This window comes from Paracoccus sp. S1E-3 (assembly GCF_013868135.1).
Classification (GTDB): Bacteria; Pseudomonadota; Alphaproteobacteria; order Rhodobacterales; family Rhodobacteraceae; genus Paracoccus.
Window position 1 is genome coordinate 98,711 of the sequence record NZ_JACEMU010000017.1, and the last position, 26,996, is coordinate 125,706.

General features: G+C 66.5%; 27 protein-coding genes and 1 tRNA gene. 13 read left to right on the top strand and 15 right to left on the bottom strand.

Annotated elements, in window-relative coordinates:
• Positions 1-3: 3 nt before the first annotated feature.
• Positions 4-651, bottom strand: a complete 648-nt coding sequence (locus H1S04_RS17790) for a ribonuclease T2 (protein ID WP_181746829.1) — start codon at positions 649-651, stop codon at positions 4-6.
• Positions 652-892: 241 nt separating this feature from the next.
• Here H1S04_RS17790 and H1S04_RS17795 point away from each other — a divergent pair, with 241 nt between their 5' ends.
• A complete protein-coding gene (locus tag H1S04_RS17795) occupies positions 893-1,633 on the top strand; it encodes a DUF1013 domain-containing protein (RefSeq protein ID WP_181746830.1) in 741 nt (246 codons plus the stop codon).
• Positions 1,634-1,727: 94 nt separating this feature from the next.
• Here the strand turns inward: H1S04_RS17795 and H1S04_RS17800 are convergent, their stop codons facing one another.
• The 6 genes from H1S04_RS17800 to H1S04_RS17825 all read right to left on the bottom strand — a co-directional run bounded on the left by H1S04_RS17800 (position 1,728) and on the right by H1S04_RS17825 (position 8,618).
• Entirely contained in the window at positions 1,728-2,912 is a 1,185-nt protein-coding gene (locus H1S04_RS17800; RefSeq protein WP_181746831.1) for an SH3 domain-containing protein, read from the bottom strand.
• A gap of 146 nt (positions 2,913-3,058) precedes the next feature.
• Entirely contained in the window at positions 3,059-4,531 is a 1,473-nt protein-coding gene (locus H1S04_RS17805) for an NAD-dependent succinate-semialdehyde dehydrogenase (RefSeq protein WP_181746832.1), read from the bottom strand.
• A gap of 202 nt (positions 4,532-4,733) precedes the next feature.
• The gene (locus H1S04_RS17810) at positions 4,734-5,723 is read right to left on the bottom strand and encodes a P1 family peptidase (RefSeq protein WP_181746833.1); all 990 of its coding nucleotides are present in this window, start codon (positions 5,721-5,723) and stop codon (positions 4,734-4,736) included.
• 10 nt (positions 5,724-5,733) lie between these two features.
• Positions 5,734-6,474: an SDR family oxidoreductase gene (locus tag H1S04_RS17815; protein WP_181746834.1), complete on the bottom strand. Its 741-nt coding sequence runs from the start codon at positions 6,472-6,474 to the stop codon at positions 5,734-5,736.
• Positions 6,475-7,046: 572 nt separating this feature from the next.
• Positions 7,047-7,676: an alpha/beta hydrolase gene (locus H1S04_RS17820; RefSeq protein WP_181746835.1), complete on the bottom strand. Its 630-nt coding sequence runs from the start codon at positions 7,674-7,676 to the stop codon at positions 7,047-7,049.
• Between the two features lie 12 nt (positions 7,677-7,688).
• A complete protein-coding gene (locus tag H1S04_RS17825) occupies positions 7,689-8,618 on the bottom strand; it encodes a VOC family protein (RefSeq protein WP_181746836.1) in 930 nt (309 codons plus the stop codon).
• Positions 8,619-8,691: 73 nt separating this feature from the next.
• Here H1S04_RS17825 and H1S04_RS17830 point away from each other — a divergent pair, with 73 nt between their 5' ends.
• Positions 8,692-9,642 (top strand): LysR family transcriptional regulator, encoded by a 951-nt coding sequence (locus tag H1S04_RS17830; RefSeq protein ID WP_255435691.1) that lies wholly within the window; start codon positions 8,692-8,694, stop codon positions 9,640-9,642.
• A gap of 440 nt (positions 9,643-10,082) precedes the next feature.
• Here the strand turns inward: H1S04_RS17830 and H1S04_RS17835 are convergent.
• Positions 10,083-10,159: transfer RNA gene (locus H1S04_RS17835), tRNA-Arg, on the bottom strand.
• Between the two features lie 97 nt (positions 10,160-10,256).
• On the opposite strand from H1S04_RS17835, the gene H1S04_RS17840 reads away from it, so the two are divergent.
• The 3 genes from H1S04_RS17840 to H1S04_RS17850 all read left to right on the top strand — a co-directional run bounded on the left by H1S04_RS17840 (position 10,257) and on the right by H1S04_RS17850 (position 13,583).
• On the top strand, positions 10,257-11,279 hold the full coding sequence (locus tag H1S04_RS17840; RefSeq protein ID WP_181746837.1) for a LacI family DNA-binding transcriptional regulator: 1,023 nt from the start codon (positions 10,257-10,259) through the stop codon (positions 11,277-11,279).
• A 362-nt stretch (positions 11,280-11,641) separates the two neighbouring features.
• Complete coding sequence (locus H1S04_RS17845; protein ID WP_181746838.1) at positions 11,642-12,400, top strand: DeoR/GlpR family DNA-binding transcription regulator; 759 nt, start codon at positions 11,642-11,644, stop codon at positions 12,398-12,400.
• Positions 12,393-13,583, top strand: a complete 1,191-nt coding sequence (locus H1S04_RS17850; RefSeq protein ID WP_181746839.1) for an MFS transporter — start codon at positions 12,393-12,395, stop codon at positions 13,581-13,583. The genes H1S04_RS17845 and H1S04_RS17850 overlap by 8 nt, the downstream gene beginning before the upstream one ends.
• Here H1S04_RS17850 and H1S04_RS17855 read toward each other — a convergent pair whose 3' ends face one another.
• Positions 13,584-14,204, bottom strand: a complete 621-nt coding sequence (locus H1S04_RS17855; RefSeq protein ID WP_181746840.1) for a hypothetical protein — start codon at positions 14,202-14,204, stop codon at positions 13,584-13,586.
• A gap of 126 nt (positions 14,205-14,330) precedes the next feature.
• Between H1S04_RS17855 and H1S04_RS17860 the strand changes: the two genes are divergently transcribed.
• Positions 14,331-14,963 (top strand): LysE family translocator, encoded by a 633-nt coding sequence (locus H1S04_RS17860; RefSeq protein ID WP_181746841.1) that lies wholly within the window; start codon positions 14,331-14,333, stop codon positions 14,961-14,963.
• A gap of 72 nt (positions 14,964-15,035) precedes the next feature.
• Positions 15,036-15,485 carry an SRPBCC family protein gene (locus H1S04_RS17865; RefSeq protein WP_181746842.1) on the top strand — a complete coding sequence of 150 codons (450 nt, stop codon included), beginning with the start codon at positions 15,036-15,038 and terminating at the stop codon, positions 15,483-15,485.
• Positions 15,486-15,527: 42 nt separating this feature from the next.
• On the opposite strand, the gene H1S04_RS17870 is transcribed toward H1S04_RS17865, so the two are convergent.
• Positions 15,528-16,388 (bottom strand): D-amino-acid transaminase, encoded by an 861-nt coding sequence (locus H1S04_RS17870; RefSeq protein ID WP_181746843.1) that lies wholly within the window; start codon positions 16,386-16,388, stop codon positions 15,528-15,530.
• A 374-nt stretch (positions 16,389-16,762) separates the two neighbouring features.
• On the opposite strand from H1S04_RS17870, the gene H1S04_RS17875 reads away from it, so the two are divergent.
• Both H1S04_RS17875 and H1S04_RS17880 read left to right on the top strand, forming a co-directional pair.
• On the top strand, positions 16,763-17,176 hold the full coding sequence (locus H1S04_RS17875; RefSeq protein ID WP_181746844.1) for a VOC family protein: 414 nt from the start codon (positions 16,763-16,765) through the stop codon (positions 17,174-17,176).
• 120 nt (positions 17,177-17,296) lie between these two features.
• Complete coding sequence (locus H1S04_RS17880) at positions 17,297-17,893, top strand: outer-membrane lipoprotein carrier protein LolA (RefSeq protein WP_181746845.1); 597 nt, start codon at positions 17,297-17,299, stop codon at positions 17,891-17,893.
• 135 nt (positions 17,894-18,028) lie between these two features.
• On the opposite strand, the gene H1S04_RS17885 is transcribed toward H1S04_RS17880, so the two are convergent.
• The 3 genes from H1S04_RS17885 to H1S04_RS17895 all read right to left on the bottom strand — a co-directional run bounded on the left by H1S04_RS17885 (position 18,029) and on the right by H1S04_RS17895 (position 19,516).
• Positions 18,029-18,478 (bottom strand): DUF411 domain-containing protein, encoded by a 450-nt coding sequence (locus H1S04_RS17885; RefSeq protein ID WP_181746846.1) that lies wholly within the window; start codon positions 18,476-18,478, stop codon positions 18,029-18,031.
• A gap of 49 nt (positions 18,479-18,527) precedes the next feature.
• The gene (locus H1S04_RS17890) at positions 18,528-18,851 is read right to left on the bottom strand and encodes a hypothetical protein (RefSeq protein ID WP_181746847.1); all 324 of its coding nucleotides are present in this window, start codon (positions 18,849-18,851) and stop codon (positions 18,528-18,530) included.
• Between the two features lie 89 nt (positions 18,852-18,940).
• Complete coding sequence (locus H1S04_RS17895) at positions 18,941-19,516, bottom strand: lytic transglycosylase (protein WP_181746848.1); 576 nt, start codon at positions 19,514-19,516, stop codon at positions 18,941-18,943.
• Positions 19,517-19,718: 202 nt separating this feature from the next.
• Between H1S04_RS17895 and H1S04_RS17900 the strand changes: the two genes are divergently transcribed.
• From H1S04_RS17900 to H1S04_RS17915, 4 genes are read left to right on the top strand one after another with little or no spacing between them, the layout of a single operon-like run.
• Positions 19,719-21,125: a circularly permuted type 2 ATP-grasp protein gene (locus H1S04_RS17900; RefSeq protein ID WP_298948219.1), complete on the top strand. Its 1,407-nt coding sequence runs from the start codon at positions 19,719-19,721 to the stop codon at positions 21,123-21,125.
• Positions 21,126-21,135: 10 nt separating this feature from the next.
• Complete coding sequence (locus H1S04_RS17905) at positions 21,136-22,083, top strand: alpha-E domain-containing protein (RefSeq protein ID WP_181746849.1); 948 nt, start codon at positions 21,136-21,138, stop codon at positions 22,081-22,083.
• 2 nt (positions 22,084-22,085) lie between these two features.
• Positions 22,086-22,901, top strand: coding sequence for a transglutaminase family protein (locus H1S04_RS17910; protein WP_181746850.1), 816 nt, complete (start codon positions 22,086-22,088; stop codon positions 22,899-22,901).
• A gap of 30 nt (positions 22,902-22,931) precedes the next feature.
• The gene (locus tag H1S04_RS17915) at positions 22,932-23,660 is read left to right on the top strand and encodes a proteasome-type protease (RefSeq protein ID WP_181746851.1); all 729 of its coding nucleotides are present in this window, start codon (positions 22,932-22,934) and stop codon (positions 23,658-23,660) included.
• Positions 23,661-23,666: 6 nt separating this feature from the next.
• On the opposite strand, the gene H1S04_RS17920 is transcribed toward H1S04_RS17915, so the two are convergent.
• Both H1S04_RS17920 and mutS read right to left on the bottom strand, forming a co-directional pair.
• On the bottom strand, positions 23,667-24,302 hold the full coding sequence (locus H1S04_RS17920; RefSeq protein ID WP_181746852.1) for a LysE family translocator: 636 nt from the start codon (positions 24,300-24,302) through the stop codon (positions 23,667-23,669).
• Positions 24,302-26,935, bottom strand: coding sequence for a DNA mismatch repair protein MutS (gene mutS / locus H1S04_RS17925; protein ID WP_181746853.1), 2,634 nt, complete (start codon positions 26,933-26,935; stop codon positions 24,302-24,304). The genes H1S04_RS17920 and mutS overlap by 1 nt, the downstream gene beginning before the upstream one ends.
• Positions 26,936-26,996 lie beyond the last annotated feature (61 nt).

Sequence of the window (26,996 nt, forward strand, 5' to 3'; positions counted from 1 at the left end):
GGTTCAGCGCACCTTTTCCATGATGACCGCATCGCGCGAACAGTCGCGTCGGGCATCCGGCGCGCAGTCGCGCGGTTGCAGGTCCTTCGTCAGGCAGATGCGGACCTCCTGCAGGTCCTCGCCCTGGCAGGCGACGGTGATGCCGTCGGCGGACATGCCGGGGTTGGCTTCCATGAAGGCCTGTTCGATCAGCGCCGGCGGGATCGAGATGTCGCGGTCGAGATCGACGAAATAGTCGGGCAGGGTGACAGCCTCGAACGCATCGCGCGAGAGATCCAGATAGGCCGCCGCCGACAGGCCGGTGCAGCGCCCGTGCTTCTGCCACTGATACCAGGCCAGCCCGTCCGAGCCCATGATGTCCGCCATCGCCTGACTTTCCCGGCGCGAGGGGTCGCGTTCGTTGGTGCGGCAATTCTGCGGCCAGCCATTTTCATATTGCGGCCACAGCCCGTGCAGCACGAAATCGACCTTGCCACCGCGATCGCATTGACGCGCACCGCGCTTGTCGCCGGTGCCCCGGCACCAGCTGGGCGACCAGCTGAGCGCCAGCACGTAATAGTCGAACTGACCGACGCGCCGGGCCTGCGCGGCGGCGGGCAGGGCAGGGGTGGACAGAAGGGCGGCGGTCAGGATGGCGGCGATGGGGCGCATGAAATCCTCTGGTCGGGTGATGCCTTGATAGCGGGCGCGGCAGGCGAGGCCAAGCAGGGGGCTGTCTGCCCCCTGCGACCCCCGAGGATATTGGGACCAGAATGAAGGAAACGCCTGCAAATTGCGCTTTCACTTTGCCGCGGGCGGCGCTATATAAGCGGCCAATTCCCCGAAAACGTGACTGGCCCCGCCGAAACGCCGTTTTCCCCGGCCGGATAAGATATGCGCAAGGAGTGATCCGATGAACAAACCGCTGATGGCCAAGGCCACCGCCGTCTGGCTGATCGACAACACCACGCTGAGCTTCAAGCAGATCGCAGATTTTGTCGGCATGCACGAATTGGAGATCCAGGGCATTGCCGATGGCGATGTGGCGACCGGCGTGAAGGGCTTCGACCCCATCGCCTCGCATCAGCTGGATGCGGTCGAGATCGAGAAGGGCCAGAAGAACCCGGCCTACAAGCTGAAGCTGAAGCACAACCCCGCCGCGGAAGGCGAGGAAAAGCGTCGCGGTCCGCGCTACACGCCGCTGTCCAAGCGTCAGGACCGCCCGGCCGCAATCCTGTGGCTGGTGAAATTCCACCCGGAACTGGCGGATTCGCAGATCGCCAAGCTGGTCGGCACCACCAAGCCGACCATCCAGGCCATCCGCGAGCGCACGCATTGGAATATCGCCAACATCCAGCCGATCGACCCGGTGGCGCTGGGCCTGTCCAAGCAGTCGGAACTGGACGCGGCCGTCCAGAAGGCGGCGAAGAAGGGCGGCGCGGACGGCGGAGTGATGTCGGATGACGAGCGCCGCAAGCTGGTCTCGACCGAAACTTCGCTGGCGATGTCGGATGAGCCGCGGCTGCCCAGCTCGATGGCCGGGCTGGAAAATTTCAGCCTGTCGCGCGAAGACAAGAAACCCGAGCCGGAACTGGATGCCGACAGCTTCTTCAACCTGCCCGATGCGGATGAGGAAGACGACGAGGATAACTGATCCTCGCAGCTTCCGCGCCAGTGGTTGTTGCAGATCCTGCGCAAAAGGCCCTCGGGAAACCGAGGGCCTTTTTCGTGGTCAGCCGCCATTCACCTCAGTCGCCATTCACCACGGCGTCGGGGATTTCATAGCGCTCATTGCCGAGGTTGATGACGGTCAGGTGGCCGCGGCGCTCGGTCCGCAGGCCCTCGCGCGGGGCCGGGGCACCCCCGGTGAAGCTGATGGCGCGGCTGCCGCCATCGGGCCAGCTGATGGTGACGGTGGCGTTGCCTTCACCCTGCCGGGTGACGGTGAAGCTGCAATCGCGGGTTGGCATTCCCAGCGCGGTCGAGCAGGGCAGGCTGCCCCGTGTAGTGCCGCGTTGGCCGGGCTTTGGCGCGGGCTTTTCGGCCGAGACGGCGGTGCTGGGTGGCGGCGTCTCGGATTCGGACAACGCTTTCGAGGGGGCGGGCACGGGCGGCCGGGCCGAGCTGCCGATGCGGGCGGCTGGCGCGGGCGCGGTCGGCGCGGGCGTGGCCGCGTCCGTGGCGCCCCCGGGCGCAGCGCCTTCGCGCAGATATTGGTTGACTGTCCAGCCCGACTGGCCGGCGGCGGTTTCCACTTTGCACCAGGTCCGGCCGTCGACGGTTTTGCAGCCCTGATTGCGCAGGCTGTCGCCATTGCCGACGGTGGTGGCGATGGCGGCGGCGGTCGAGGCCTCGGCGCGGATGTTCAGGCGCCCCGCGATCCCGGTGACCTGCCAATAGTCCGGTCCGCCGCTGAGGTTGTCGGCCATATCGCCCGACGGGGCGGGCGGTGTGCTGGCGGGCGTACTGGCGGCGGTGCTGGCCGGTGGCGTGGCCGGGGCGGCGGTTGGCGCCTTTTGTGCCGTACCGCCCACATCGATCGTCAACGAGAAGCGTGCGGTTGCATTCGTGGCGCCGTCAGTTGGCGTCAGATAGGTGCGGATCAGATAGGTGCCCGTGGTGGGCAGGGTGATGCTGGCGAACAGACCGGCGCTGCTGCCGACGAACAGCGCCTGCGATTCGCCCGGAACGGCGCCGGGGGCATAGATGTCGAAATAGCTGGCGGGATTGTTGGTGATCATCTGCACCGACATCGTCTGTCCGGCATTGGCTGCGACGGTGAAATCCGCCGTGTCGCGCCCGGCGAGCTGGCCCGTCACCGCGGTGCCGCTGGCGCCGTCGCCGAAATGGACGGGGGTGGTGGTGCTTTCCGCCCAGACCGGCGCCGCCAGCACGGCTGCCAGAGCGGCGCTGCGAAGCATCTTGCCCAACATGTTCTGCCTCATTCTTTCTTGACTTGTGGGGGCGCGTCCGCAGGGGGCCGGACGCGGGTAACCTGCATAAGATTTGCGCCGGAAGCGCCGGCTGCGTCACGCGCAAACGGGCGCTGTCGCGGAACTGTGTTCGCTCGTGAGCCGCCTTACACCGAGAGGCAGATATATTTCAGCTCCAGATAGTCGTCGATCCCGTAATGGCTGCCCTCGCGGCCCAGACCCGATTGCTTGACGCCGCCGAAGGGCGCAACCTCGGTCGAGATGATCCCGGTATTCACGCCGACGATGCCATATTCCAGCCCCTCCTGCACGCGGGTGATGCGGCCGATGTCGCGGGCATAGAAATAGCTGGCCAGCCCGAAGATGGTATTGTTGGCCTTGTCGATGGCTTCCTGCTCGGTCTCGAAGCGGAACAGGGGGGCGAGGGGGCCGAAGGTCTCCTCGGTTGCGACCTTCATCTGGTCGGTCACGCCGGTCACCACGGTGGGTTCGAAGAACAGCCCGTCCTTGCGCTTGCCGCCGGTGACGACCGTGCCGCCGCCGTCCAGAACGTCCCGGATGTGCTCCTCGACCTTTTCGACGGCGTCTTCGTTGATCAGCGGGCCGGTGGTCACGCCGGCTTCCAGCCCGTCGCCCACGCGCAGCTTTTCCACGGCCGCCGCCAGCTTTTCGGCGAAAGCGTCATAGACGCCTGCCTGCACATAGATGCGGTTCGCGCAGACGCAGGTCTGGCCGTTGTTGCGGAATTTCGATGCCATCGCGCCTTCGACGGCGGCATCCAGATCGGCATCGTCGAAGACGATGAACGGGGCATTCCCGCCCAGTTCCATGCTGCATTTCAGCACCTGATCGGCGGCCTGGCGCAGCAGGATGCGCCCCACCTCGGTGGAGCCGGTGAAAGTCAGCTTGCGGATATGGGGGTTCTCGCAGAACTCCTTGCCGATATCGCTGCTGCGCGACGAGGTGACGATGCTGAAGATCCCCTTCGGCAATCCGGCGCGTTCGCCCAGCACCGCCAGCGCCAGTGCCGACAGCGGCGTCTCGGCGGCGGGGCGGCCAACGAAGCCGCAGCCGGCGGCGATGGCAGGGCCGCATTTGCGCGTGATCATCGCGTTGGGGAAGTTCCACGGCGTGATCGAGCCGACGACCCCGATCGGCTGGCGGATCACGGTCAGCCGTTTGTCGGCCATATGGCCGGGAATGGTCTCGCCATAGACGCGCTTGGCTTCCTCGCCGAACCATTCGATGAAGCTGGCGCCGTAAGCGATCTCGCCTTTGGCTTCGGCCAGCGGCTTGCCCATCTCGGCGGTCAGGATGGTGCCGAGGTCGTCCTGGTTCGCCATCATCAGGTCGAACCAGCGCCGCATGATCTGGGCGCGTTCCTTGGCCGGGCGGGCGGCCCAGTCCTTCATGGCGAGGGCGGCGGCCTCGATGGCGCGGGCGACCTCGGCGCGGGACAGGTCGGCCACCTGCGCGATCACGTCGCCGCGCGCGGGGTTGATCACGTCGAAGGTGCGGCCGTCGTCGGCGTCGATCCATTCGCCCGCGACATAGGCGCGGGTTTCCAGCAGGCTCGGGTCCTTGAGCAGCGATTTCAGTCCGGTGATGTCTTTCGGCATGTTGTCCTCCGCAGGGTTGGCGAGATCATCATCACGACGCGGGCGACTTGTCAAAGCTGGCCTGCACAGCGCGATCACGAGGCTGTGTCAGCCGGGATGCATTTATTTATGAACCCGATCGGGTTTCGGATCGTTTATCTGCAACGCGAAGTTCCCTCTTGGCGTACAAATGGAGGGGCGGGGACGGTGCCTCGCCCCTTTTTCACGGCCGCAGATCAGACCAGCAAAGTTGCAGGTCGCCCGGCATCGGGGTGGCGGCATGAACGCCGCGCGCGATGGCGCGGGCGAGGCAGCTCGCCGCGGCGTGACCCAGTGCGAAAACATCCTGTGCGGGGTCAGTCATCGCGCGCGCGCCGGTCGAGACCGCGAAGATCAGGTCGCCGTCGAAAGGCGTGTGGCTGGGCAGCAGCGCGCGCGCCATGCCGTCATGGGCCGCGGTCGCCAGCCGCTGCAGCGCGGGCTTGCCCAGGCGGGCGTCGGTGGCGACGATGGCGATGGTGGTCGCCTCGCCCAGCCGCTTGGCGGGCTTGGGTTCGAAACCGGGATCGAAATCGCGGGCGGGTCCGAGGCCGCCGAACTCGGCCGCCATTTCCCACGGGGCAGCCCAGAAATGGCGGCTTTCGCCGACGGTGGCCGATCCCAGCGCATTCACCACCACCAGCGCCCCCACGGTGATGCCGCTGTCCAGCACCGCCGAAGCGGAGCCGAGCCCGCCCTTGAACCGTGCCGTCATAGCGCCCATTCCCGCACCGGCCGAGCCGATGGCAAAATCTCCGGCCGCACTTTCCAGCGCCCTCCGGCCAAGCGCGGGATAGGGATTGTCGGTCCAGCCCTTGTCGCCGCCGTTCAGCAGGTCGAAGACGATGGCGCCGGGGACGATCGGCACCCGCGCCTCGCCCACCGCAAAGCCGCGTCCCATGGCGCGCAGGCCGGCCATCACCCCGTCCCCCGCCGACAGTCCGAAGGCCGAGCCGCCCGAGAGAAAGATCGCGTCGACCGCCTCGACCAGCTTGTCCGGCGCCAGCAGGTCGGTTTCGCGGGTGCCCGGCGCGCCGCCCATGACATGGACGGCGGCGGCGAAAGGGGCATCCCCCGTCAGCACCGTCGTGCCGGATCTGAGCGTCGCGTCATCGGCATTGCCGACGCGCAGGCCGCTTACATCGGTGATGAGGTTGCGGGGTCCGGGGCGCATCGCGTTTCCCTTATATGCAACGGCCGCCGTCGACTTCCATGGCGACGCCGGTGATCATGGAGGCCTCGTCCGAAGCAAGGAAGCAGGCCGCATTGCCCAGATCCTCAGGCGTGGAGAAGCGGCCGATCGGGATGGTGGACAGGAATTTTGCCCGCATTTCCGGGGTATCTTCCCCCATGAAGCTGGCCAGCAGCGGCGTTTCCCCGGCCACCGGGTTCAGCGCGTTGACGCGGATGCCGAAGGGCGCAAGCTCGACCGCCATCGCCCGCGTGGCGGTGATGACCCAGCCTTTCGAGGCGTTATACCAGCTGAGCCGCGGCCGCGGCGACACGCCGGCGGTCGAGGCGATATTGACGATGGCACCGGATTTCTGCGCCTTCATCAGCGGCACGATGGTCTTCGCGGCCAGAAAGATCGCCTTGCAGTTCACCGCCAGGATGCGATCGAAATCCGCTTCCGAGACCTCCTCCATCGGGCTGGGCAGATGGGTCACGCCGGCATTGTTGACCAGGATGTCGATGCGCCCACCGAGGCGCAGCGTGGCCTCGGTCATGGCGCGGATGCCGTCTTCGGTGGCAACATCGGCGGTGACGGGGGTGCCGCCGATCTCCTCGGCGATGGCGCGGGCAGCGTCGCCGTTGCGGTCCGCCACCACGACCCGGGCGCCCTCGGCGGCGAATTTCCGCGCGATCCCGGCGCCGAAGCCCGAGCCCGCTCCGGTCACGATGGCGATCTTGTCCTGAAGTCTCATGCGGTCCCCCCTGCTGCGGGGTGGACTGTGGCGCGAAGCGGGGCCGGGGGCAAGCCATGCGGTCGGACGGCCCGGCGCCGCCCCGCAGGCAGCGCGTCAACGGCACCATGGACGCCGAAGGTCTGGATCTGGGTGCCTCTTGCGTCGATGTCGGGGCCGGACTCGGCCGCGGCATGAGTGAGCAAGGGGCGGTTTGGGGCGCAGGTTTTGTGGGCGGCCCGAAGACCTGGCCCGGCTCATCGCCTCGGCCGTTTCTGCCCCATGCCCCCGACCGGAATCGGCAGCAAGACCGCCGAGGCCGCAAATCTGTCGATTACCACCTCGCGGATCGAATGCAGCAGGAAATCAGTGCCGATAGGCATTCCTGTCTGATCCAAACGCTTGCCGCGCCCGCCTTGCAGGGGGCAGTCAGTGCGGTGTTCACCGTGACTTCCGCCGGGACGAATGATGCCGCATGTCGCCCCGCTTTTCACGTCATCCGACGCCCGCAAAGCCGCGAGGGCGGTGCAGACACCGCCCTCGGGCCATCATCGTGCCGGTCCCGGCGCCGCCCGAGACGGCAGGGATTCGGGTTACGCCGCCGTCGCCGGATGGGGCGCGCTGCGCAGAAACTCGACCAACGCACCCAATTCCTCGCGCCGGATCTCGTGGCCGCCGTCGTGATAGGAGGTGGCGAGCAACCCACCCTGCGCACGGGTCCAGTCCGCCAGCCGCTCGGTCATCGGCCAGGGGCAGATCGGATCATTGTGCCCGGCGGTGATCAGCACCTGCCGACCCTTCAGGCCGGGCGCCGGTGCAGGCTGCCACGGGATCAGCGGGTGCAGCAGGCCCACACGGTCGAACAGATCGGGACGAGCGATCATCACCGAGGCGAGGATATTCGCCCCGTTGGAATAGCCGAAGCCGTAGAGGGGGCGGCCCGGATGTTGCGCCCTGAAGCCCTCGACATAGCTGGCCAGCTTGTCGGTCGCCCGCGCCAGATCGGCCATGTCATAGACGCCCTCGCCGGTGCGGCGAAAGAAGCGCGCCGCACCCATTTCCGACACGTCACCGCGCGGTGAGACGACGCCGGCGCCGGGCAGCAGGTCCTGCGCCAGACCGAAGAACTGATTTTCGTCGCCGCCGGTCCCGTGAAAGGCAAAGACCAGCGGGGCGTCTCCCTGCGGCTGTTTGATCAGGGCGTGATAGCTGTCATTGGGCATGTTCCGTCCTCCTCAGACGATTTCCGGCAGCCGGCGTTCGATCTGCGCGCGGAAGGGGCGATAGCGCTCGGGCAGCATCAGCGACTGGCCGAGGTTCGCGGTATCCTCGTCGCGGTCGAAACCGGGTTCATTGGTGGCGATCTCGAACAGCACCCCGCCGGGCGTGCGGAAATAGATCGCCCAGAAATAATCGCGGTCGATCACCGGCGTCACCTGATAGCCGGTGTCCAGCAGGGCCTTGCGGACCGCCAGCTGAGCGGCACGATCCTCGACCGCAAAGGCGATGTGATGGACCGAACCCGCGCCCTGATGGGCGTGACCGGCATCGGGCAGTTCCTCAAGGTCGATGGTCCGGGCTGCGTTGCCGCCCTCGATCCGATAGCGGGTGATGGCGCCCTGCGTTTCGTCCTTCTGATAGCCCATGAAGGTCAGAAGCTCGCCCGTGGCGGCCGCGTCGCGCAGCCGGAAGCGCGCACCGTGAAAGCCTAAGATTCCCTCGGCATCGCCGATGCCCTCGCCGGTCCAGGCGGTTCGGCCATCGGCCTCGGCCTCGACAAGGGCGAAGTTGTCGGCATCAGGCCCGGCGAATTCCAGCCGGCTTTCGCCAAGGAAGCTGTCCTCTTTCAGGCCGGTGACGCCCTTCCCGGCCAGATGGTCTTTCCAGAACCCCAGCGAGCCCTTGGGCACGGCGAATTCGGTCACCCCGACCTCGCCCACGCCGCGCTTGCCGCGCGGCATCTGACCGAAGGGGAAATAGGTCATGACCGAGCCGGGGGTGCCGATCTCGTCACCGTAATAGAGGTGATAGACCTCGGGCGCGTCGAAATTCACGGTTTTCTTGACCCGGCGCAGCCCCAGTGTCCTGGTGAAGAACTGGTTGTTTTCGTTCGCGTCCGCCGCCATCGAGGTGACGTGGTGCAGGCCCTTGATGTGCTTTTCCATGATCGTCTCCGATTGGGATGAATTCCTGTTGCCATGAAAATAGGGCGGCGGTTATGAAAGACCATAGCAATGAATGGGCATTGATTATTGCGAAGAAGGTAATAATCAGGCGATGCAGGACCTGAAACCGATCCGCGTTTTTCTGGAGGTTGCCCGGCAGCAGAGCTTTGCCGGCGCGGCGCGCAGGCTGCATCTGACACCCGCCTCGGTCACACGCATCGTCGCCCGGCTGGAGGAGGATCTGGGCCAGCAATTGCTGGTGCGGACGACGCGCAAGGTCTCGCTGACCTCGGCCGGGGCACTGGTCGCCACCCGCTATCAGTCGCTGATCGAGGCCTTCGACCGCGTGGCCGAGGATCTGAACCGCGAGATGCAGCCCTTTCGCGGGCGGATCGCGATCAATGCGCCGGTCTCATTCGGGCTGCGGCTGCTGCCCTCGCTGCTGGAGCGTTTCACGCTCGCCTATCCGAATGTCGATCTGTCCATCCAGCTGACCGACCGGCTGGTCGATATCGTCACCGAAGACTGCGACCTGTCGATCCGGCTTTCGTCGCCGCCAACGGACAAGTCGACGATCTGGCGCCGGCTGTGCAAGGTGCCGCTGCGCGCGGTCGCTGCGCCCCGGTTGTTCGACCGCCATCCGGTGCCCCGGACGCCCGATGATCTGGAGCCGCGCCTGTGCCTGTCCTATGGCGCCGACGAAAGCCCGGAAGTGTGGAGTTTCCGCAAGGGCGCGCTGAAACAGGCCGTGACGGCCGGCACCGCGATCCGCACCAATAACGGCGATCTGCTTTACGCCCTGGCGCGGGAGGGCGTGGGCATCGTCGTGCTGCCCGAATTCCTTGTCGCCGAAGGGCTGCGGCAGGGCGAGGTGGTGCCGGTGCTGCCGGACTGGTCGCTGCCGCAGCTGTGGCTGTCGCTGTTCTATCCACCCTACGAGGCGCTGCCGCCGCTCGTTGCGACCTTCAGCGATTTTATGGAAGCCTATCTTGCTGATGCGATCGGGTTTGACTTCACAAGCTGAGAGTGCCGCCGGACGGCGCTGCGCGCAAGCTTGATGAAGCCGCGCGGGACCTCGCTTGCAGGCCTGTGCGAGCTGGCTGGCAGGGCTTTGCCGGTGTGAAGAAAGATCATCTTGTGACAGACCCAAATGGCGACCTGCCCACAGCGGCTGGCAGGCAAGGTGTTGCGTGCAATGGCACTGCGCATCGGACCGTCCAACTCTGAAGTCCGTCGATGTTAGTGTCCACATCCGAGCGTGCGGAGCTCATTCGCATATTTATGGTTCTTGTCTGGCATCACCCAAGCGCCAGCACCGAACCATTGCCGACGGGCTTAAGCGCGGCAATGCGGGCAGTTGAAGGGCAATGCGGGCAGGGTGAAGGCAGTCTCTTGAGCAGAAGGCGCTTCATGCGTCATGATGCTGATGACGCCGACTTACTCGGCAGGAAAGCGCAAGAAAATTGGTGACCCCGGCAGGATTTGAACCTGCAACCTGCCCCTTAGGAGGGGGCTGCTCTATCCAGTTGAGCCACGGGGCCGCCGCCCTCCTTCTGCCGGTCTGCGCGTCATTTGGCAAGATGCTTGCCCTAGGAGGCTGTCATGCGCTAACTCAAGCAAACTACTCAGGACAAATGAATGCCCCAACGCAAGAAACGCCGTCCGCTGACGTTGCGCGACGTATCCGAAGCCTCGGGCGTGTCCGAAATGACTGTCAGCCGGGTCCTGCGCAATCGGGGCGACGTTTCGGCCGCCACGCGCGAAAAGGTGCTGACCGCCGCCAAGACCCTGGGATATGTACCCAACAAGATCGCCGGCGGCCTGGCCAGCCAGCATGTGAACCTTGTCGCCGTGGTCATTCCGTCGCTGGCCAATCTGGTCTTTCCCGATGTGCTGAGCGGCATCTCGGCCGAGCTGGACGATACCCCCTTCCAGCCGGTGATCGGCGTCACGAATTACTCTCTCTCGCGCGAGGAGGCGGTGCTCTATGACATGCTGTCCTGGCGGCCTTCGGGGGTGATCCTGGCCGGGCTGGAGCACAGCCGCACCTCGCGTGCAATGCTGGAGGCGGCCTCGATCCCGGTGGTCGAGATCATGGATATCGACGGCGATGTGATCGATACGGCGGTCGGCATCAGCCATCTGGAGGCCGGGCGTCAGATGGCGGCCGAGATTCTGGGTGCGGGCTACCGCCGGATCGGCTTCATCGGCACGCATATGCCCGAAGACCATCGCGCCAAGAAGCGTCTGGCCGGGCTGGAGGCCGCGCTTCAGCAGGCGGGGGTGCCGCTGGCGGCGCGCGAATTCTATCAGGGCGGTTCGTCGCTGGCGAAGGGGGTAGAGCTGACCGAGCGTATCCTCACGCGCGAACCGGATCTTGATTTTCTCTATTACTCCAATGACATGATCGGTGCTGGCGGCCTTTTATGGTGCCGCGAGCAGGGCTATGACATTCCCGGCAAGCTGGGGCTGGCCGGGTTCAATGGCGTCGATCTGCTGGACGGCCTGCCGATGCGGCTGGCCACCACCGACGCACGCCGGGTCGATATCGGACGCCGCGCCGCGCGTATCGTCGCCGGCAAGGAGCCGCGTCCCGAAAGCGACAAGCTGATCCTGACGCCCTATTTCATTCCCGGCGACACCATCCGCAGTCCTGCCTGACCGCCGCCACGCGGTATCCGTGGAAGGGGCAGCCGGGCGCGAAAGCCTGGAGGGGCCCGGTCGTCGCGATCCCCCGGACCGCCCTGCAGAGCGCGAAGCGTTTCGGTTCACCGCACAAAGCCCTGATCGCCGGGGCGCAGTCCTGCTGAATCTGCGCAGGACGTCGTAAAGCGCCACCCCTGCCGGGCGTTCAGCCGGATGCGGATGGGCGCGCCTCGGGGCCGGGCGCGACCGGAAAAAATGCGGCCTTCGCCAATCATTTGCGCCAGAAATCGCTATCTCCGCCGATCGGGTGTCCTGCGCAGGCTTGCAAGTTTCCTTACTTTTCTGCAATAAACTGCAAAACCATGTAGATTATTGCAATGCTCGATCTCAATTGCCCGCAGACCCGTCAGTCGCTGATTGCCGCCAGAATGGAGGCGGGCCAGCCGCTGATCGCCGCCGCTCTGGCCGAGGAACTCGGTATTTCCGTCGATACCTTGCGGCGCGACCTGATCGCGCTGGAACAGCGCGGGATGCTGCGGCGGGTGCGCGGCGGGGCGGTTCCGGTGACGCCGCCCCTGCCGCCTTATGCCATACGAGCCGAAGCGCCGGAACCTGCGCTTGGCCAACTGGCACAGGCGGTGGCGCCGATGCTGGCGGGGCTGGGCACGGTCTTTCTGGACGGCGGCACCACCATGAATGCGGTCGCGGCGCAACTACCGGATGGCTTTGAGGGGCTGGTGGTGACGCCAGCGCCCTCGGTCGCGCTGGCGGCGCTGTCGCGGGGCGCGCGGGTGCATCTGATTGGCGGCGCGCTGTGCCCGGACGGGGCCATGGCCACCGGCGGCGATGCGGAACGCGCCATCGGCGCCATCGCCGCGGATCTCTGCCTGCTGGGCGCCTGCGGGCTATGGCCGTCCTTCGGCCTCAGCGCCGAGGACAGCGCCGAGGCCGGGGTGAAGCGGGCGATGGCGCGGGCGTCGGGCCGGGTGGCGGTGATCGCGGCGGCGGGCAAACTGGCCCGGCACGGGCGTCACCACGTTCTGGGGCTTGAGGAAATCGATGTTCTGGTGACTGATGCGGACAAGACCGCGACCGCGCCATTCCGTGCGGCAGGTGTAGAGGTGAAACATGTCTGATGTCGCCAATTCGGCCGGCGCAGGCCGGGGTGCATTGTGGAACGATGCCGGCTGGCGCGCGGTGACCGCCGCCTTCACCCTTTGCGGGATGCTGTTCGGGGTCTGGGCGTCGCGGGTGCCGGGCTTCAAGGAAAGCTTCGCCCTGTCCGATGCAACGCTTGGCTTTCTGCTGTTGGCACTGGCAGGCGGCGCGATCGTGTCCTTCCCGCTGGCAGGGGGGCTGAGCGAGCGGTGGGGCGCGTCGCGCATGACCATTCTTTGCGCGGTCTTCTATTGTCCGGCGCTGATCGGTCTGGCGCTGGCGCCGTCTCCCCTTTTGCTGGGGGTGGCGCTGTTCATCTTCGGAGCGCTGCATGGCGCCATGGATGTCTGCATGAACGGCTGGGGGGCGCAGGTCGAAAACCGGATGAAGCGGCCGACCATGTCGATCTTCCATGCCATGTTCAGCCTTGGCGCCGGGCTGGGTGCGGCCAGCGGCTATGTCGCCGTGCGCATGGGGGTGGCGCCTTTGGGGCATTTCGCTACCGTCGCCCTGCTGGGGGGCGCGCTGGCGCTGTGGCTGATGATCCCCGAGCGCGGGCCGAAGCCCACTGCCGTCGCCGCGAAGGGCAAGGGCAGCTTTCTGGCGCTGCCCTCGGGGCGGCTGGCACTGGTGGGGTTGGTCGCCTTCTGCGTCTCCATGGGCGAAGGCGCCATGGCCGATTGGAGCGCCGTTTTCATGGAGCATCTGATCAGGGTCAGCGAGGCGCAGGCCGCTCTCGGCTATGCTGCCTTCAGTGCCACCATGGTGCTGACGCGGCTGTCGGGCGGCATCCTCGTGCAGTGGATGGGTCCGGTGAAGGTGACGCGTGCCAGCGGGCTGACCGCCTTTGCCGGGCTGGTGGTCGTGCTGACGACCACCAGCCTGGTCGTGGCGCTGCTGGGCTTTGCGATGATCGGGGTGGGCTATGCGGTGATCATGCCGCTGGTTTTCTCGCGCGCGGCCAACGATCCCGACGTGGCCTCGGGCCCGGCGATCGCCAGCGTGGCGACGGTGGGCTATGGCGGCATGCTGCTGGGGCCGCCGGTGGTGGGCTTCGTGGCGCAGATGGTGGGGCTGCGGGGCTCGTTCGCGCTGCTGGCGCTGCTGGCGCTGCTGGCGGCGGCGCTCGCCCCGGTGCTGCGGATCACCCCCCGCCGCTGATTATTGCGGCAGCCGGAAGGTGCCGCGTTCATAGCGCGTATCGGTCGGCCGGCAATTGGTCGGCAGGTCATTGCCCGAGACCTTGAAATCCTCGCAGGTCATGAAAAGGTCGTTGCGATAGCCGATTGCGAAGGACGCGACCGCGATCGCCACCGTCAGCACCAGCAGGTTCAGGGTCTGGCGGCGGCCGCGCACGGCCATCACCTCGGGCATGGCGATGGGCATGACGATGCGGATGATATGGGGCACCGAAAAGAAGGCCGTCATGAACATCAGCGCGTCGTTCAGCACCCGCATGAGGCCGCCGCCTTCTTCGAAATGCAGCATGGTGGTCAGCAGCCACAGGCTGGGTAGCGCCAGCAGGATCTGGTCGGTGCGGCTGAGCACGTCCTGATCGCGCCCTCGGTCGACCAGCAGCCCGGCCAGCAGCGCCGCGATCGAGATGGCCCAGATCTCCAGCAGGCGATCGAAGAAGATCGTCCCGAACGCGCCCAGGTTGAAGCCGATGGGCCAGATCGTCACCGCCAATGCGATCGCGGCGATGAAGAAATGCGTGCCCGGCTGGGTCGTACCCGGTTCGGCCGTATCCGGTTTGGTTGTGTCCGGTTGGGTCTGGACCATGCTCCGCCTCTCCTGTCCGGGGCAGAGTGACAGGTTGGCGCGCGCGATCAAGGCCTCAAATGGCCGCTGGCGCCGGGGCGCCGTCCGGGTAATCTGCGACGGACATCCCGCATCGGGAGAATCGCCATGCCTGACCTCGCGCATCTGCTGGCCTTTGGCGCCATCGCCTTCGGCATGGTGCTGACGCCTGGGCCGAACATGATCTACCTGATTTCGCGGTCGATCTCGCAGGGGGCGGGGGCGGGGCTGATCTCGCTGGCCGGGGTGGCGACGGGGTTTCTGATCTATATGCTGGGGGCGGCCCTCGGGATCACCACGGTGGTGATGGCGGTGCCTTACGCCTATGACGCGCTGCGTTTCGCCGGCGCCGGGTATCTTCTGTATCTGGCCTGGCAGGCGGTAAAGCCCGGCGGGCAGTCGCCGTTTCAGGTGCGCAGCCTCCCCAGGGACGGTGCGCGCAAGCTGTATCTGATGGGGCTGCTGACCAATCTGCTGAACCCCAAGGTGGCGGTGCTGTATCTGTCGCTGCTGCCGCAATTCATCGACCCAAGCGCCGGCAATGTGCTGGGGCAGGCCGTTGCGCTGGGGGCGCTCCAGATCGCGATCAGCGTGACCGTCAATGCCGCCATTGCCGTGGCGGCGGGCAGCATCGCGCTGTTTCTGATGCGCCATCCGGGCTGGATGGTGGCGCAGCGCTGGCTGATGGGATCGGTGCTGGCCGGTCTCGCCCTGCGCATGGCGACCGAGGCGCGGCGCTGATCCGCTCTTGCGCGCGCCCGACCGGGACTGGCAGGATCGCGGACGGAAACGCCACGTGAAAGGAAGATCGCCATGACCGGCACCGTCCGTCTGCACCGCGTCCTGACCGCCTCGCCGCAGAAGATCTATCGCGCCTTCACCGAAGCTGATGCCATCGCCAGCTGGCTGCCGCCCTTCGGCTTTCTGTGCACCGTCCATCAGCTTGACGCCAAGGTCGGCGGCCAGCACCGGATGTCCTTCCGCAATTTCACCACCGGCGGCAGCCATTCTTTCGGGGGCACCTATCTGGAACTGATCCCCGGTGAAAAGCTGGTCTATACCGACCGCTTCGACGACCCGAACCTGCCGGGCGAGATGACGGTCACGGTGGATCTGCGCGCCGTCCCGGTCGGCACCGAACTCGAGATCACCCAAGCGGGCATCCCGGATATCATTCCGGTGGATGCCTGCTATCTGGGCTGGCAGGAATCGCTGCGCAAGCTGGCCAAACTGGTCGAGCCGAACATCCCCGACGGCGCCTGAGCGCCAAGGAAAAGGCCCGGCCGATGCGCCGGGCCTTGCGGATCACAGTGCGGTCTTGCGCATCTCGTCCAGATAGATCTCGCGCAGGCGCGCGGCGATCTTGCCGGGTTTGCCGTCGCCGATCTCGGCCCCGTCAATCGATACCACCGGCATCACGAAGGCCGAGGCCGAGGTCACGAATGCCTCATCCGCCGCGGAGGCCTCCTCGGGGGTGAAGCCGCGCTCCTCGATCTGCAGCTGGGCCTCGCGGGCCAGACGCAGCACCGCCGCGCGGGTGATGCCGTGCAGGATATCGTGGGACAGCTCGCGCGTGACGATGGTGTTTCCCTTGACGATATAGGCGTTGTTCGAGGTGCCTTCGGTCACCTTGCCGTCTTCGACCAGCCAGGCATCGTCGGCGCCCTGCGCCTTCGCCGCCATCTTGGCCATCGACGGATACAGCAGTTGCACCGTCTTGATGTCGCGCCGCCCCCAGCGTTGGTCGGGCAGGGTGACGATCTTCCAGCCCGTCTGCGCGGCGGGATTTTCTGCCAGCCCCGGCTTGGCCTGCGTGAAGGCCACCACCGTCTGCGGCGTGTCCTTCGGGGGATAGGCGAAATCGCGGTCGCCCGGATTGCCACGGGTCACCTGCAGATAGATCAGCCCGTCGCCGATCTGGTTGCGGGTCACCAGTTCGCGGAACATCGCCAGATAATCCTCATCCGAGAGCGGCTGGCCGATCTCCAGCGCGTCAAGCGAGCGGTTCAGTCGCGCCTGATGGCCGGGAAAGTCGATCAACTTGCCGTCCAGAACGCTGACCACCTCGTATACGCCATCGGCCATCACGAAGCCGCGGTCGAAGATCGAGATCTTGGCCTCACCCTCGGGCAGGTATTCGCCGTTGACGTAGACGGTGCGGGACATGCGCGGCTCCTGTTCTTTTTGGCACGCTGCCGTCATGCGCCCGCCGGGACAGGGCGTCAAGCGTCAGAAATATGACGGGACGACAACAGGACCGTTGACAGGATGCCGCACCGTCAGGCAGAAGTGATCGGGCGTCAGGCAGCCGTGAACGGTCTGGGCGCAACGGAATACGCAGGGTGCCGGGCGGGGAGGCCATGGCGCCCATCTGCGGGAGGAGACAGGCCCTTCGCCGAGCCGGCGGGGGGCCTGTTTCCTTTCGCGTTCTCTTCGCGCCTGCCGAGACCAACCGTATTCGAGGCCGATGGTATTGCCGGTTTCCTTTCGGCCGGGCGGCGGGCAAGCTGCGCCCGAACCGGCCGCAGGAAGGACCCCCGATGGAGACCCGCTTTCACCTCGCCTATCACATCCGCGATCTGGACGAGGCACGTGCCTTTTATGGCGCGATCCTCGGCTGCGAGGAGGGCCGCAGCACCGACACCTGGGTCGATTTCGATTTCTTCGGCCACCAGATCAGCCTGCATCTGGGCGAGCCCTTCGCCACCGCCAATACCGGCAAGGTCGGCGACCACATGGTGCCGATGCCGCATCTGGGGCTGGTGATGCGCCAGGCCGATTGGCGTGCCCTTGCCGACCGGCTTGAGGCTGCGGGCGTCCCCTTCATCCTGCCGCCCCAGACCCGTTTCAAGGGCGAGCCGGGCGAGCAGTCGACCATGTTCTTCACCGATCCCTCGGGCAATCCGATCGAGGTGAAGGGCTTCGCCGATTGGGACGGCATTTTCGCGCGCTAGCACCGCGCGCTGCGGTCGGACCTGCGGCACCGGAACAGTAACGACGGCGTGCGCGTTCGGCTTGCACCCATCGCTGCAAGGTGATGTGCAAGACCCACAAAGGACTGCCATACAGGACGCATGAAAAAACTCGCTCTCGCTGTCGCGCCCGTCATCGCCCTTCTTGCCACGGCCCCGGCCGCGTTGGCCGAGAAGATTCCGCTGAACACCATCTCGAACTACCTGAACGGCCTGAGCACGCTGCAATCGGAGTTTACCCAGGTGAACCCCGATGGCACCATCTCGGCCGGGACGGTCTATATCCAGCGGCCCGGTCGGGTGCGCTTCGAATACAAGAACTCCCGGCAACTGATGCTGGCCTCGGGCGGCCAGGTGGCGGTGTTCGACGCCAAGTCGAATCAGGGCCCGCAGATCTATCCGCTGGGCCAGACGCCGCTGTCGATCATCCTCGACCAGAACGTCAACCTCGCCCGCAAGGGGATGGTGACCGGCCATTCCGAACGCAAGAACACCACCGTGGTGAAGGCGCAAGACCCGGCCCGTCCGCAATATGGCAGCATCGAGATGGTCTTCACCTCGCCGACCGAGTTGCGCCAATGGGTCGTGACCGATGACACCGGCAAGAAGACCACGGTGATCCTGGGCGAAATGAAGAAAGGCGTCCGCTTCAAGCCCTCGACCTTCGCCATCCAGAACGAGATCAATCGCCGCAAATAACCGGATCGGGATCGAAATAAGGGGCCGCAGCGATGCGGCCCCTTCTGCATTCGTCTTCAGCGCCCGGATATCCCGGGGTTCGGGGCGCCCGGAAAATTACGGGGGACCCTTCCCGCGAGGCGGGGGCGGCAGCCCTCATCGGGGGGCGCCGGCGCGGTGGAACAGCCGGCCTTCACCTGCGGCGCCGCCCCAGGCCACCACGTCATAGCGCGCGCCGGGATCATCGCCCATGCCGGGCGAGCCTTCGGGCATGCCGGGCACGGCGATGCCGGTCACGTCGGGCCGGGTCTTTAGCAGGCGGGCGAGGGCGTCGAAGGGGACATGGCCCTCGACGACATAGCCTTCGACCATGGCGGTGTGGCAGGACCAGAGCGGCGCCGGCACCCCGGCCCTGTCCTTGACGGCGCCGATATCAGGGCTGTCGATCAGCGTTACCTGATAGCCGGCCGCGCGGGCGAGATCGGCCCAGGCGGTGCAGCAGCCGCAGGATGGATCCTTGAGGATGCGCGTGGCGGGGCCTTCGGCGAAGGCGGGGGCGGACAGGGCCAGCAGCAGGGCGGCAAGCCCGAAACTTCTGCGGTTCATGGATATTCTCCGTAATCTGATGAGGATGCGCCTGTCGGCGCGGCGATCATCAGATCCGGCGCGGGGGCGGCAACGCGGGGCCGGGCACGCGCCCGGTCAGACGCGACGCCACCGGCGGGGTCCGCAGCGGCCGGGCGGCACACAGCGGCGCGGCCAGCCACAGCGGATCGCGCAGATCGGTCTGCATCTGGCAGGCAGGGCTCCGGTGGCTGCCATCTTCGCAGCAATCGGCCATCGCCACCGGGGCCATGGCCACCGCCGCGGGCACCGTGGCCGTGGCGGCATCCGAAGGCGGCATCGGCATTCCGGCGGCCGAGGCCGCATGAACCGGGGTCATCGCCAGCATCAGCAGGATCAGGAATGCGCGCAGCATGAACATGGCGCGAGGCTACGTCGCCGGGTCGCGAACTGGCAAGGGCTGCCGCGCGTCCGCGCCCTGCGACGCAATGTCCGCGCGCGTCCTCAGCGGCAGCTGTTCAACTGGGCGTGATACATCTCGGCGCGGGCCTGAACGCGGTTCGATACGTCGACCAGCCAGGCCTTCGACCGATAGGATCCGCGCGCAAAGCCCGAGCGCCCCTCGTGATAGGCCAGATATTGCGCCCGCGCATCCCATTTCGAGATGCCCAGCCGCCGGGTCGAGCCGTCCATGTACCAGCCCATGAAATCGGTGGCGTCGCGGATATCATCGCGCGAGGCGCGGCGGTTGCCGGTTTCCTTCTGGTATTCCTCCCAGGTGCCATCCAGCGCCTGGCTGTAACCGTAGGCCGAGCTTTGCCGCCCGATCGGGATGATCCCCAGCGCATATTGGTGCGGGGTTCGCGCATCGCCGATGAATTTCGACTCCTGATGGATCGACGCCATCTGCACCGCCACCGGCACCCCCCAGCGGCGTTCGGTCTGCTGCATGGCGCGGTAATAGGCCGGACGCTCGCGGATGATGGCGCAGGCGTTGTCCAGTTGGCGCGGCGCGGAATAGTTCCCGCCGCCGCAGGACGCGACCAGCATCAGGATCGCCAGTTTCAGAAACCTGTTCATGACTGCCTCTTGTTCTTTTGCCTGCATGTTAAGGGATTTGGCGGCGCGGATAAACATCCCCCTCCACGAGCAGATTGCACAAGGAAGCGGCAGGCGCGGAAATCCGCGCAACCGGCAATGGGAAAAGATCAGCCCTGCCGCCTTTTCAATGCCGGCAAGCCGCGTCATGCTGACCCTCGGCTCGGGCGGCGAGGGGGCTCTGATGTATTACAACGAAATGTTCGACGGCACGAAGGTGCGCGAGGCCTACGCGGGCCTTGCGGACTGGATCGATCACATGCCCGCCGAAATCCGCCAGATGAAACAGGCCGAGGCCGAGGCCCTGTTCCGTCGCATCGGCATCACCTTCGCAGTCTATGGCGAGGGCGGCGACCCCGACCGGCTGATCCCCTTCGACATGATGCCGCGCATCTTCACCCAAAGCGAATGGCGGCGGCTGGAACGCGGCATCAAGCAGCGCGCCCGCGCGTTGAACGCCTTCCTGCGCGATGTCTATGGCCGGGGCGAGATCGTCCGCGCCGGCCGCATTCCCGCCCGTCTGGTCTATCAGAACGACGCCTACGAAAGGGCCGTGGTGGGGTTCGTGCCGCCGCGCGGCGTCTACAGCCACATCATCGGCATCGACCTCGTGCGCACGGGCCGCGACGAGTTCTTCGTGCTGGAGGATAACTGCCGCACGCCGTCCGGCGTCAGCTATATGCTGGAAAACCGCGAGATCATGATGCGGATGTTCCCCGAACTGTTCCGCGGCAACCGGATCGAACCGGTCGACGGCTATCCCGACCTGCTTCGCCGCACCCTGGAAAGCGTGGCGCCGGCGAAATGCCAGGGCCGCCCGCGCGTGGTTATCCTGACGCCCGGCCATTTCAACAGCGCCTATTACGAACACAGCTTCCTCGCCAATCTGATGGGGGTCGAACTGGTTGAGGGCGCCGATCTGTTCGTCGAGGGCGAGTTCGTCTACATGCGCACCACCGAAGGCCCCAAGCGCGTCGATGTGATCTATCGCCGCATCGACGATGCCTTCATCGACCCGCTGACCTTCCGGCGCGATTCCATGCTGGGCGTGCCGGGGCTGATGGATGTCTACCGTTCGGGCGGCGTCTCGATCTGTTCGGCGCCGGGCGCGGGCGTGGCCGATGACAAGGCCATCTATACCTTCGTGCCCGAAATGGTCCGCTTTTATCTGGGCGAGGAACCGATCCTGAAAAACGTCGATACATGGACGCTGTGGAAGGACGACGATTACAGATACGTCATGGACAATCTCGGCGATCTGGTCGTGAAGGAAGTGCACGGCTCGGGCGGTTACGGGATGCTGGTCGGCCCCCGCTCCACCAAGGCCGAGATCGAGGATTTCCGGCTGCGCATTCAGGCCAACCCCTCCAACTATATCGCCCAGCCGACGCTGTCGCTGTCGACCTGTCCGACCTTCGTGAACGAAGGCGTCGCGCCCCGCCATGTCGATCTGCGCCCCTATTGCCTGTGCGGTGAGCGGATCGAACTGGTGCCCGGCGGCTTGACCCGCGTGGCGCTGAAGGAAGGCAGTCTGGTGGTGAACTCGTCGCAGGGCGGGGGTGTCAAGGACACCTGGGTCCTGTCGGAATAGGGGGAAGATCATGCTCAGCCGCACCGCATCGAACCTGTTCTGGCTTGGCCGCCACATGGAACGCGCTGAAACTGCATCCCGCCTGTTCGAGGTGGGTGCGCGCATCACGCTGCTGCCCAACACCGCCGAGGGCTATCAGAACGAATGGCAGTCGCTTCTGCGCGCCACCGGCGTCGCCGACAGCTATGCTGTGCGCTATGGCGATGTGACCGAGGAGAACATGGAGAAATTCATGGTCTTCGACCGCGACAACCCCTCCTCGGTCGCCAGTTGCATGCATGAGGCGCGCGAATCCGGCCGCATCGTGCGCACGGCGCTGACCAGCCGGGTCTGGGACGCGCTGAACGTGTCCTGGCAGGAAATGCGCGCCATGAAGCCGGGGCAGGAAGACGCTGCCGATCTGGCCGATTTCGTCGCACGCCATGCCGCCACCGTTCACGGTGCCATCGACGGCACGCAATTGCGCAATGACGGCTTTCACTTCATGAAGCTTGGCTATGCGCTGGAACGTGCGGATTCGACCGCCCGCGTGCTGGACGTGAAGTATTTCGTGCTGCTGCCGCGGGTCGAGTTCGTGGGCTCCGGCCTCGACAGCTATCAATGGCATGTGATCCTGCGGGCGCTCTCGGCCCATCGGTCTTTTCACTGGGCCTATGGCGAGGATGTCAGCGCCGCGCGGGTGGCGCATTTCCTGATCCTGAACCACGAATCCCCACGCTCTCTGATGACCTCCGTGCAGGAGGCGCTGGCGCATCTGGACGCGCTCGTCCGCCGCTACGGCGAAGACGTGCCCCATACCGCCCGTGACCGGGCGCGCGCTTTGGCCGATCGGCTGGCCGGCACCGATATCGATGACATCTTCGACGAGGGGCTGCACGAATTCCTGTCGGATTTCATCCGCGAGATCGGCGTGATCGCCAACCATGTGCAGGCCGATTATTTTCACGGAAGGGGCTGAGGATGCGTCTGAAGATCACCCACCACTCGGTGTACCGCTATGACGCGCCGGTCGGCTTCGTCGTTCAAAGCCTGCGCACGACGCCTTCGGTCTTCGAGGGCCAGAAGGTCATTGACTGGAAGGTCAGCATCGACGGTGCCGATGCCGGCCCCGGCTTCCGCGACGGCGCGGGCGACTGGGTGCAGGTCTGGACCATTCGCGGCCCGGTGACCGAAGTGCCCGTCCGCATCGACGGCGAGGTCGAAACGACCGATCTCGCCGGTGTTCTGCGCGGCCACCGCGAGATGGTGCATCCGATGGTCTATCTGCAGTCGACCGAAGCCACCGAACCCGACGCCGCGCTGCGCGCCCTGGCCGCCGAACCCGCCGAGGATCTGGCCCCCCTGCATCTCGCCCATGCGCTGTCGGGTTTGGTGTCCGACGCCATCGCCTATCGCCCCGGCGTGACCCATCTGAACACTTCCGCCGCCGAGGCGCTGGCACTGGGCGAAGGCGTCTGTCAGGACCACGCCCATGTGCTGATCGCGCTGGCGCGGGTGCGCGGGCTGCCCGCGCGCTATGTCTCGGGCTATCTTTACGCCGATCCTGATGGCGCCCCGCACGAGGCCGCCCATGCCTGGGCGGAAATCCATATCGGCGGACTCGGCTGGGTGGGCTTCGATGCCGCCAACCGGACCTGCCCGGATGACCGCTATGTCCGCACCGGATCGGGCCTGGACGCGCGCGACGCCGCGCCCATCCGGGGCGTCCGGGCCAGCACCGGCATGGGGGCGGAAGAACTCGATGTGACGGTTGCGGTCGAGGCGGTGGCGCCGTAGATTGCGGGGCTGAGGAGTCCTGGACTGCCAATGACCTATTGCGTCGCGCTGAAACTGAATGCCGGGCTGGTGCTGCTGTCGGACACCCGCACCAATGCCGGTCTGGACAATATCGCCACCTATCGGAAGATGTTCTTCTTCGAACAGCCGGGCGAGCGGGTGATCGGCATCATGACGGCGGGCAGCCTGTCGGTCACGCAGACCACCATCTCGCGCCTGCGCGAAGCGATCGAGGACCCTGAGGCGGGCGAGCGGCATTCGATCATGAAGGCCCATACCATGCTGGGCGTCGTCGATATCGTGGGTGAGACGCTGGCCCGGACCCGGCACGAGATCGCCACCCAATGCGCCGAACTGAAGCAAAGTCAGGCAAGCGCCAGCATGATCGTGGCCGGCCAGCGGGTGGGTGGCGACATGCGGCTGTTTCTCGTCTATCCCGAGGGCAACCATATCGAGGCGACCGAGGACACGCCCTATCTGCAGATCGGCGAGCACAAATACGGCAAGCCGATCCTAGACCGGGTGGTGACGCCCGCGACCAGCCTCGAGGACGCGCAGAAGGCGGCGCTTCTGTCGATGGATTCGACGATGAAATCGAACCTGTCGGTCGGGATGCCGCTGGATCTGGCGGTGATCGAGAAGGATGCCTGCCGGGTCAGCGCCAAGCGCCGGATCATGAAGGAAGACCCGCAATTCGCCGAGATGTCGCATGCCTGGTCCGAGGCGCTGCGCGACGCTTTCGTGAAGATGCCGCTTTAGGGGCGGTCACTTCACGCTCAGCGCCAGTTTCAGACCCAGACCGACCAGCAGCGTCCCCAGCGTGCGGTCGATCCACCGCCCGATGCGCGGGCTGGCCCGCAACCGCGCCGTCAATCTGTCGCCGATGAGAACCAGCGGCGGCTCGATCAGGGCCGCCACGGCGATGATCAGCACACCGTGCAGGACCAGTTGCGCGCTCACCGGACCGGCGCCAGGCACGACGAATTGCGGCAGGAAGGCCAGAAAGAAGATCGCCACCTTCGGGTTCAGAAGCGAGATCATGACGCCCTGCCGGATGATGCGCCGGGGGCTGGCGACGGGCTGCTGGGCACTTGGCAGCAAGGTCTCGCCGCCCGACCGCAGGGCGGCGATGCCCAGCCAGATCAGATAGGCCGCGCCCAGCCATTTCACCACCGAGAAGGCCAGCGCCGAACTGGCGAGGATCGCCGCCAGCCCGAGCGCGGCAAAGCCCACATGACACAGCGCGCCCAGCCAGACCCCGGCCATGGCGGCGAAACCTGCCCGTTGGCCGCCGCGCAGGGTCTGGCCAAGGATGAAGGCCATGTCGGGACCGGGCGACAGATTCAACAGCGCTGCCGCCGTCAGGAAGGTGCTCCAGTGCAGGATCGTATAGTCGAACATCACGCTTCCTCGACCAGCCCCTTCAGCTCATAGATCAGATCCAGCGCCGCGCGCGGGGTCAGGCAGTCCGGGGAGAGATCCTTCAGCCGCGCCTCGACGGCGCTGTCCTTTGCCTTGGCGGGCGTCGGCGCAGCGGGGGCGGCGCGGAACAGCGGCAGGTCGTCGATGATGGCGGCGGGTTTCGCTGCGCCCTCGCGCTCGCCGGATTCGAGGCTGGCGAGGATGTCGCGGGCGCGGGTCACCACCGCATCCGGCAGCCCGGCCAGCCGCGCGACCTGCACGCCATAGGAACGGTCGGCTGCGCCCTTGACGACTTCGTGCAGGAAGATCACCTCGCCTTCCCATTCGCGCACGGCGACAGTGGCGTTCTCGACGCCTTCGAGGCGCGCGGCGAGGGCCGTCAGCTCGTGATAATGGGTGGCAAACAGCGCCCGGCAGCGGTTGATGGCCTGCAAATGCTCCATCACCGCCCAGGCGATGCTGAGCCCGTCCCAGGTCGCGGTGCCGCGCCCGATCTCGTCGAGGATCACCAGCGCGCGGTCGTCGGCCTGATTGAGGATGGCGGCAGTTTCCACCATCTCGACCATGAAAGTCGACCGGCCGCGCGCCAGATCGTCGGCGGCGCCCACGCGGCTGAACAACTGGCTGACCAGCCCGATATGGGCGCGGGCTGCGGGCACGAAGGAACCGGCCTGCGCGAGGATGGCAATCAGCGCGTTCTGGCGCAGAAAGGTCGATTTCCCGGCCATGTTCGGCCCGGTCAGCAGCCAGATGGCGGGTGTCTCGCCTGCGGTCAGGGCGCAGTCATTGGCGACAAAGCTTTCCGCCTTGCGCCGCAGCGCGCGTTCGACGACCGGGTGGCGGCCGGCCTCGATCTCGAAGGCGCGGCTGTTGTCGATGCGGGGCCGCGTCCAGCCCTCACCGGTGGCGAGGTCGGCGAAGGCGGCGGTCAGGTCGATGTCCGCCAGCGCCCGCGCGGCCTGCCCGATGGGGGCGGCGGCGGCCAGTACCGCGTCGCGCAGGCGGGAGAAGATGGTCCGCTCGATCTCCAGCGCGCGGTCGCGGGCGTTGAGGATGCGGGTCTCCAGCTCCGACAGCCCTACGGTGGTGAAGCGGATCTGGTTGGCGGTGGTCTGGCGGTGGATGAAGACCTCGTTCAGCGGCGGGGCCAGCATCTTTTCGGCGTGGGTCGTGGTGGTTTCGATGAAGTAGCCCAGCACGTTATTGTGCTTGATCTTCAGGCTTTGCACGCCGGTCTGGGCAATGAAGTCGCCTTGCATCCCGGCGATCACGCCCCGGCCCTCGTCGCGCAACCGGCGGGTCTCGTCCAGATCCGCGTCGTAATCGCTGGCGACGAAGCCGCCGTCGCGGGCCAGAAGCGGCGGCTCGGCCACGAGCGCCTCGTCCAGCAGGTCGATCAGCGCGTCATGGCCGAGCAGATCGCGGGCGGCCCCCGCCAGCACGGAGACCGTGTCATCGCCCAGCAGGGCGGCGATGCTGATCGCTTGCGTCAGCCCGGCCCGGATCGCCGCCAGATCGCGCGGCCCGCCCCGGTCGAGCGCCAGCCGCGACAGTGCCCGGTCCATGTCGGGCACGCGGGTCAGCGCCTCGCGCAGATCGGCGGTCAGGCGGGCATCCTCGGCCAGATGAGCCACGGCGTCATGGCGGGCATGGATCACGCCAAGATCGCGCGAGGGCGCGGAAATCCGGCGTTCCAGCAGCCGCGCGCCGGCGGCGGTGGCGGTGCGGTCGATGGCCGCCAGCAGCGAGCCCTCGCGCCCGCCAGACAGCGCCTGCGTCAGTTCCAGATTGCGCCGTGTCGCCGCGTCGATCTGCATCGCCCCGGCGATCTGTTCGCGCAGCGGCGGCCGGATCAGCGGCAGCTGCGATTTCTGCGTCAGTTCCAGATAGTCGGCGATGGCCCCCATGGCGGCGATCTCGGCGCGGGAGAAGCTGCCGAACCCGTCCAGCGTATCGACCTTGAACAGCGCCGCCAGCCGCCGCGTACCGGCGGTCGAATCGAAGCTGCCGGCGAAAAGTTCGGTCAGCGCCATCCCCATCTCGGCCGCCAGATCGTCAAGTCCGCTGCCCTCGGCCACCAGCAATTCGCGCGGCGCGATGCGCGCCAGTTCCGGGGCCAGCCGCGCGGGCGGGCAGGTCATCACCCGAAGCGCGCCGGTCGAGATATCGACCCAGGCGAGCGCCGCCTCCTCGCGCACGGTGGCGAAAGCGGCGAGGAAATTGTGCCGCCGGGCCTCCAGCAGCGATTCCTCGGTCAGGGTGCCGGGGGTGACAAGGCGCACCACGTCGCGGGCGACCACGGATTTCGAACCGCGCTTCTTCGCCTCGGCCGGGTCCTCCATCTGTTCGGCGATGGCGACGCGGAACCCTTTGCGGATCAGCGTCAGCAGGTAGGATTCGGCGGCATGGACGGGGACGCCGCACATTGGAATCGGCTCGCCCAGATGGGTGCCGCGCTTGGTCAGCGCGATATCGAGCGCAGCGGCGGCGGCGACCGCATCGTCGAAGAACATCTCGTAGAAATCGCCCATGCGATAGAACAGCAGCGCCCCCGGATTGGCCTCGCGGATCGCGAGATACTGGGCCATCATCGGGGTCGGCTGGTCGGTCATCGGTCTCTCCTTCGCCGCATGGTTCTAGCGGATCGCGTGGCGATTGCCAGAGCGGGGCGGC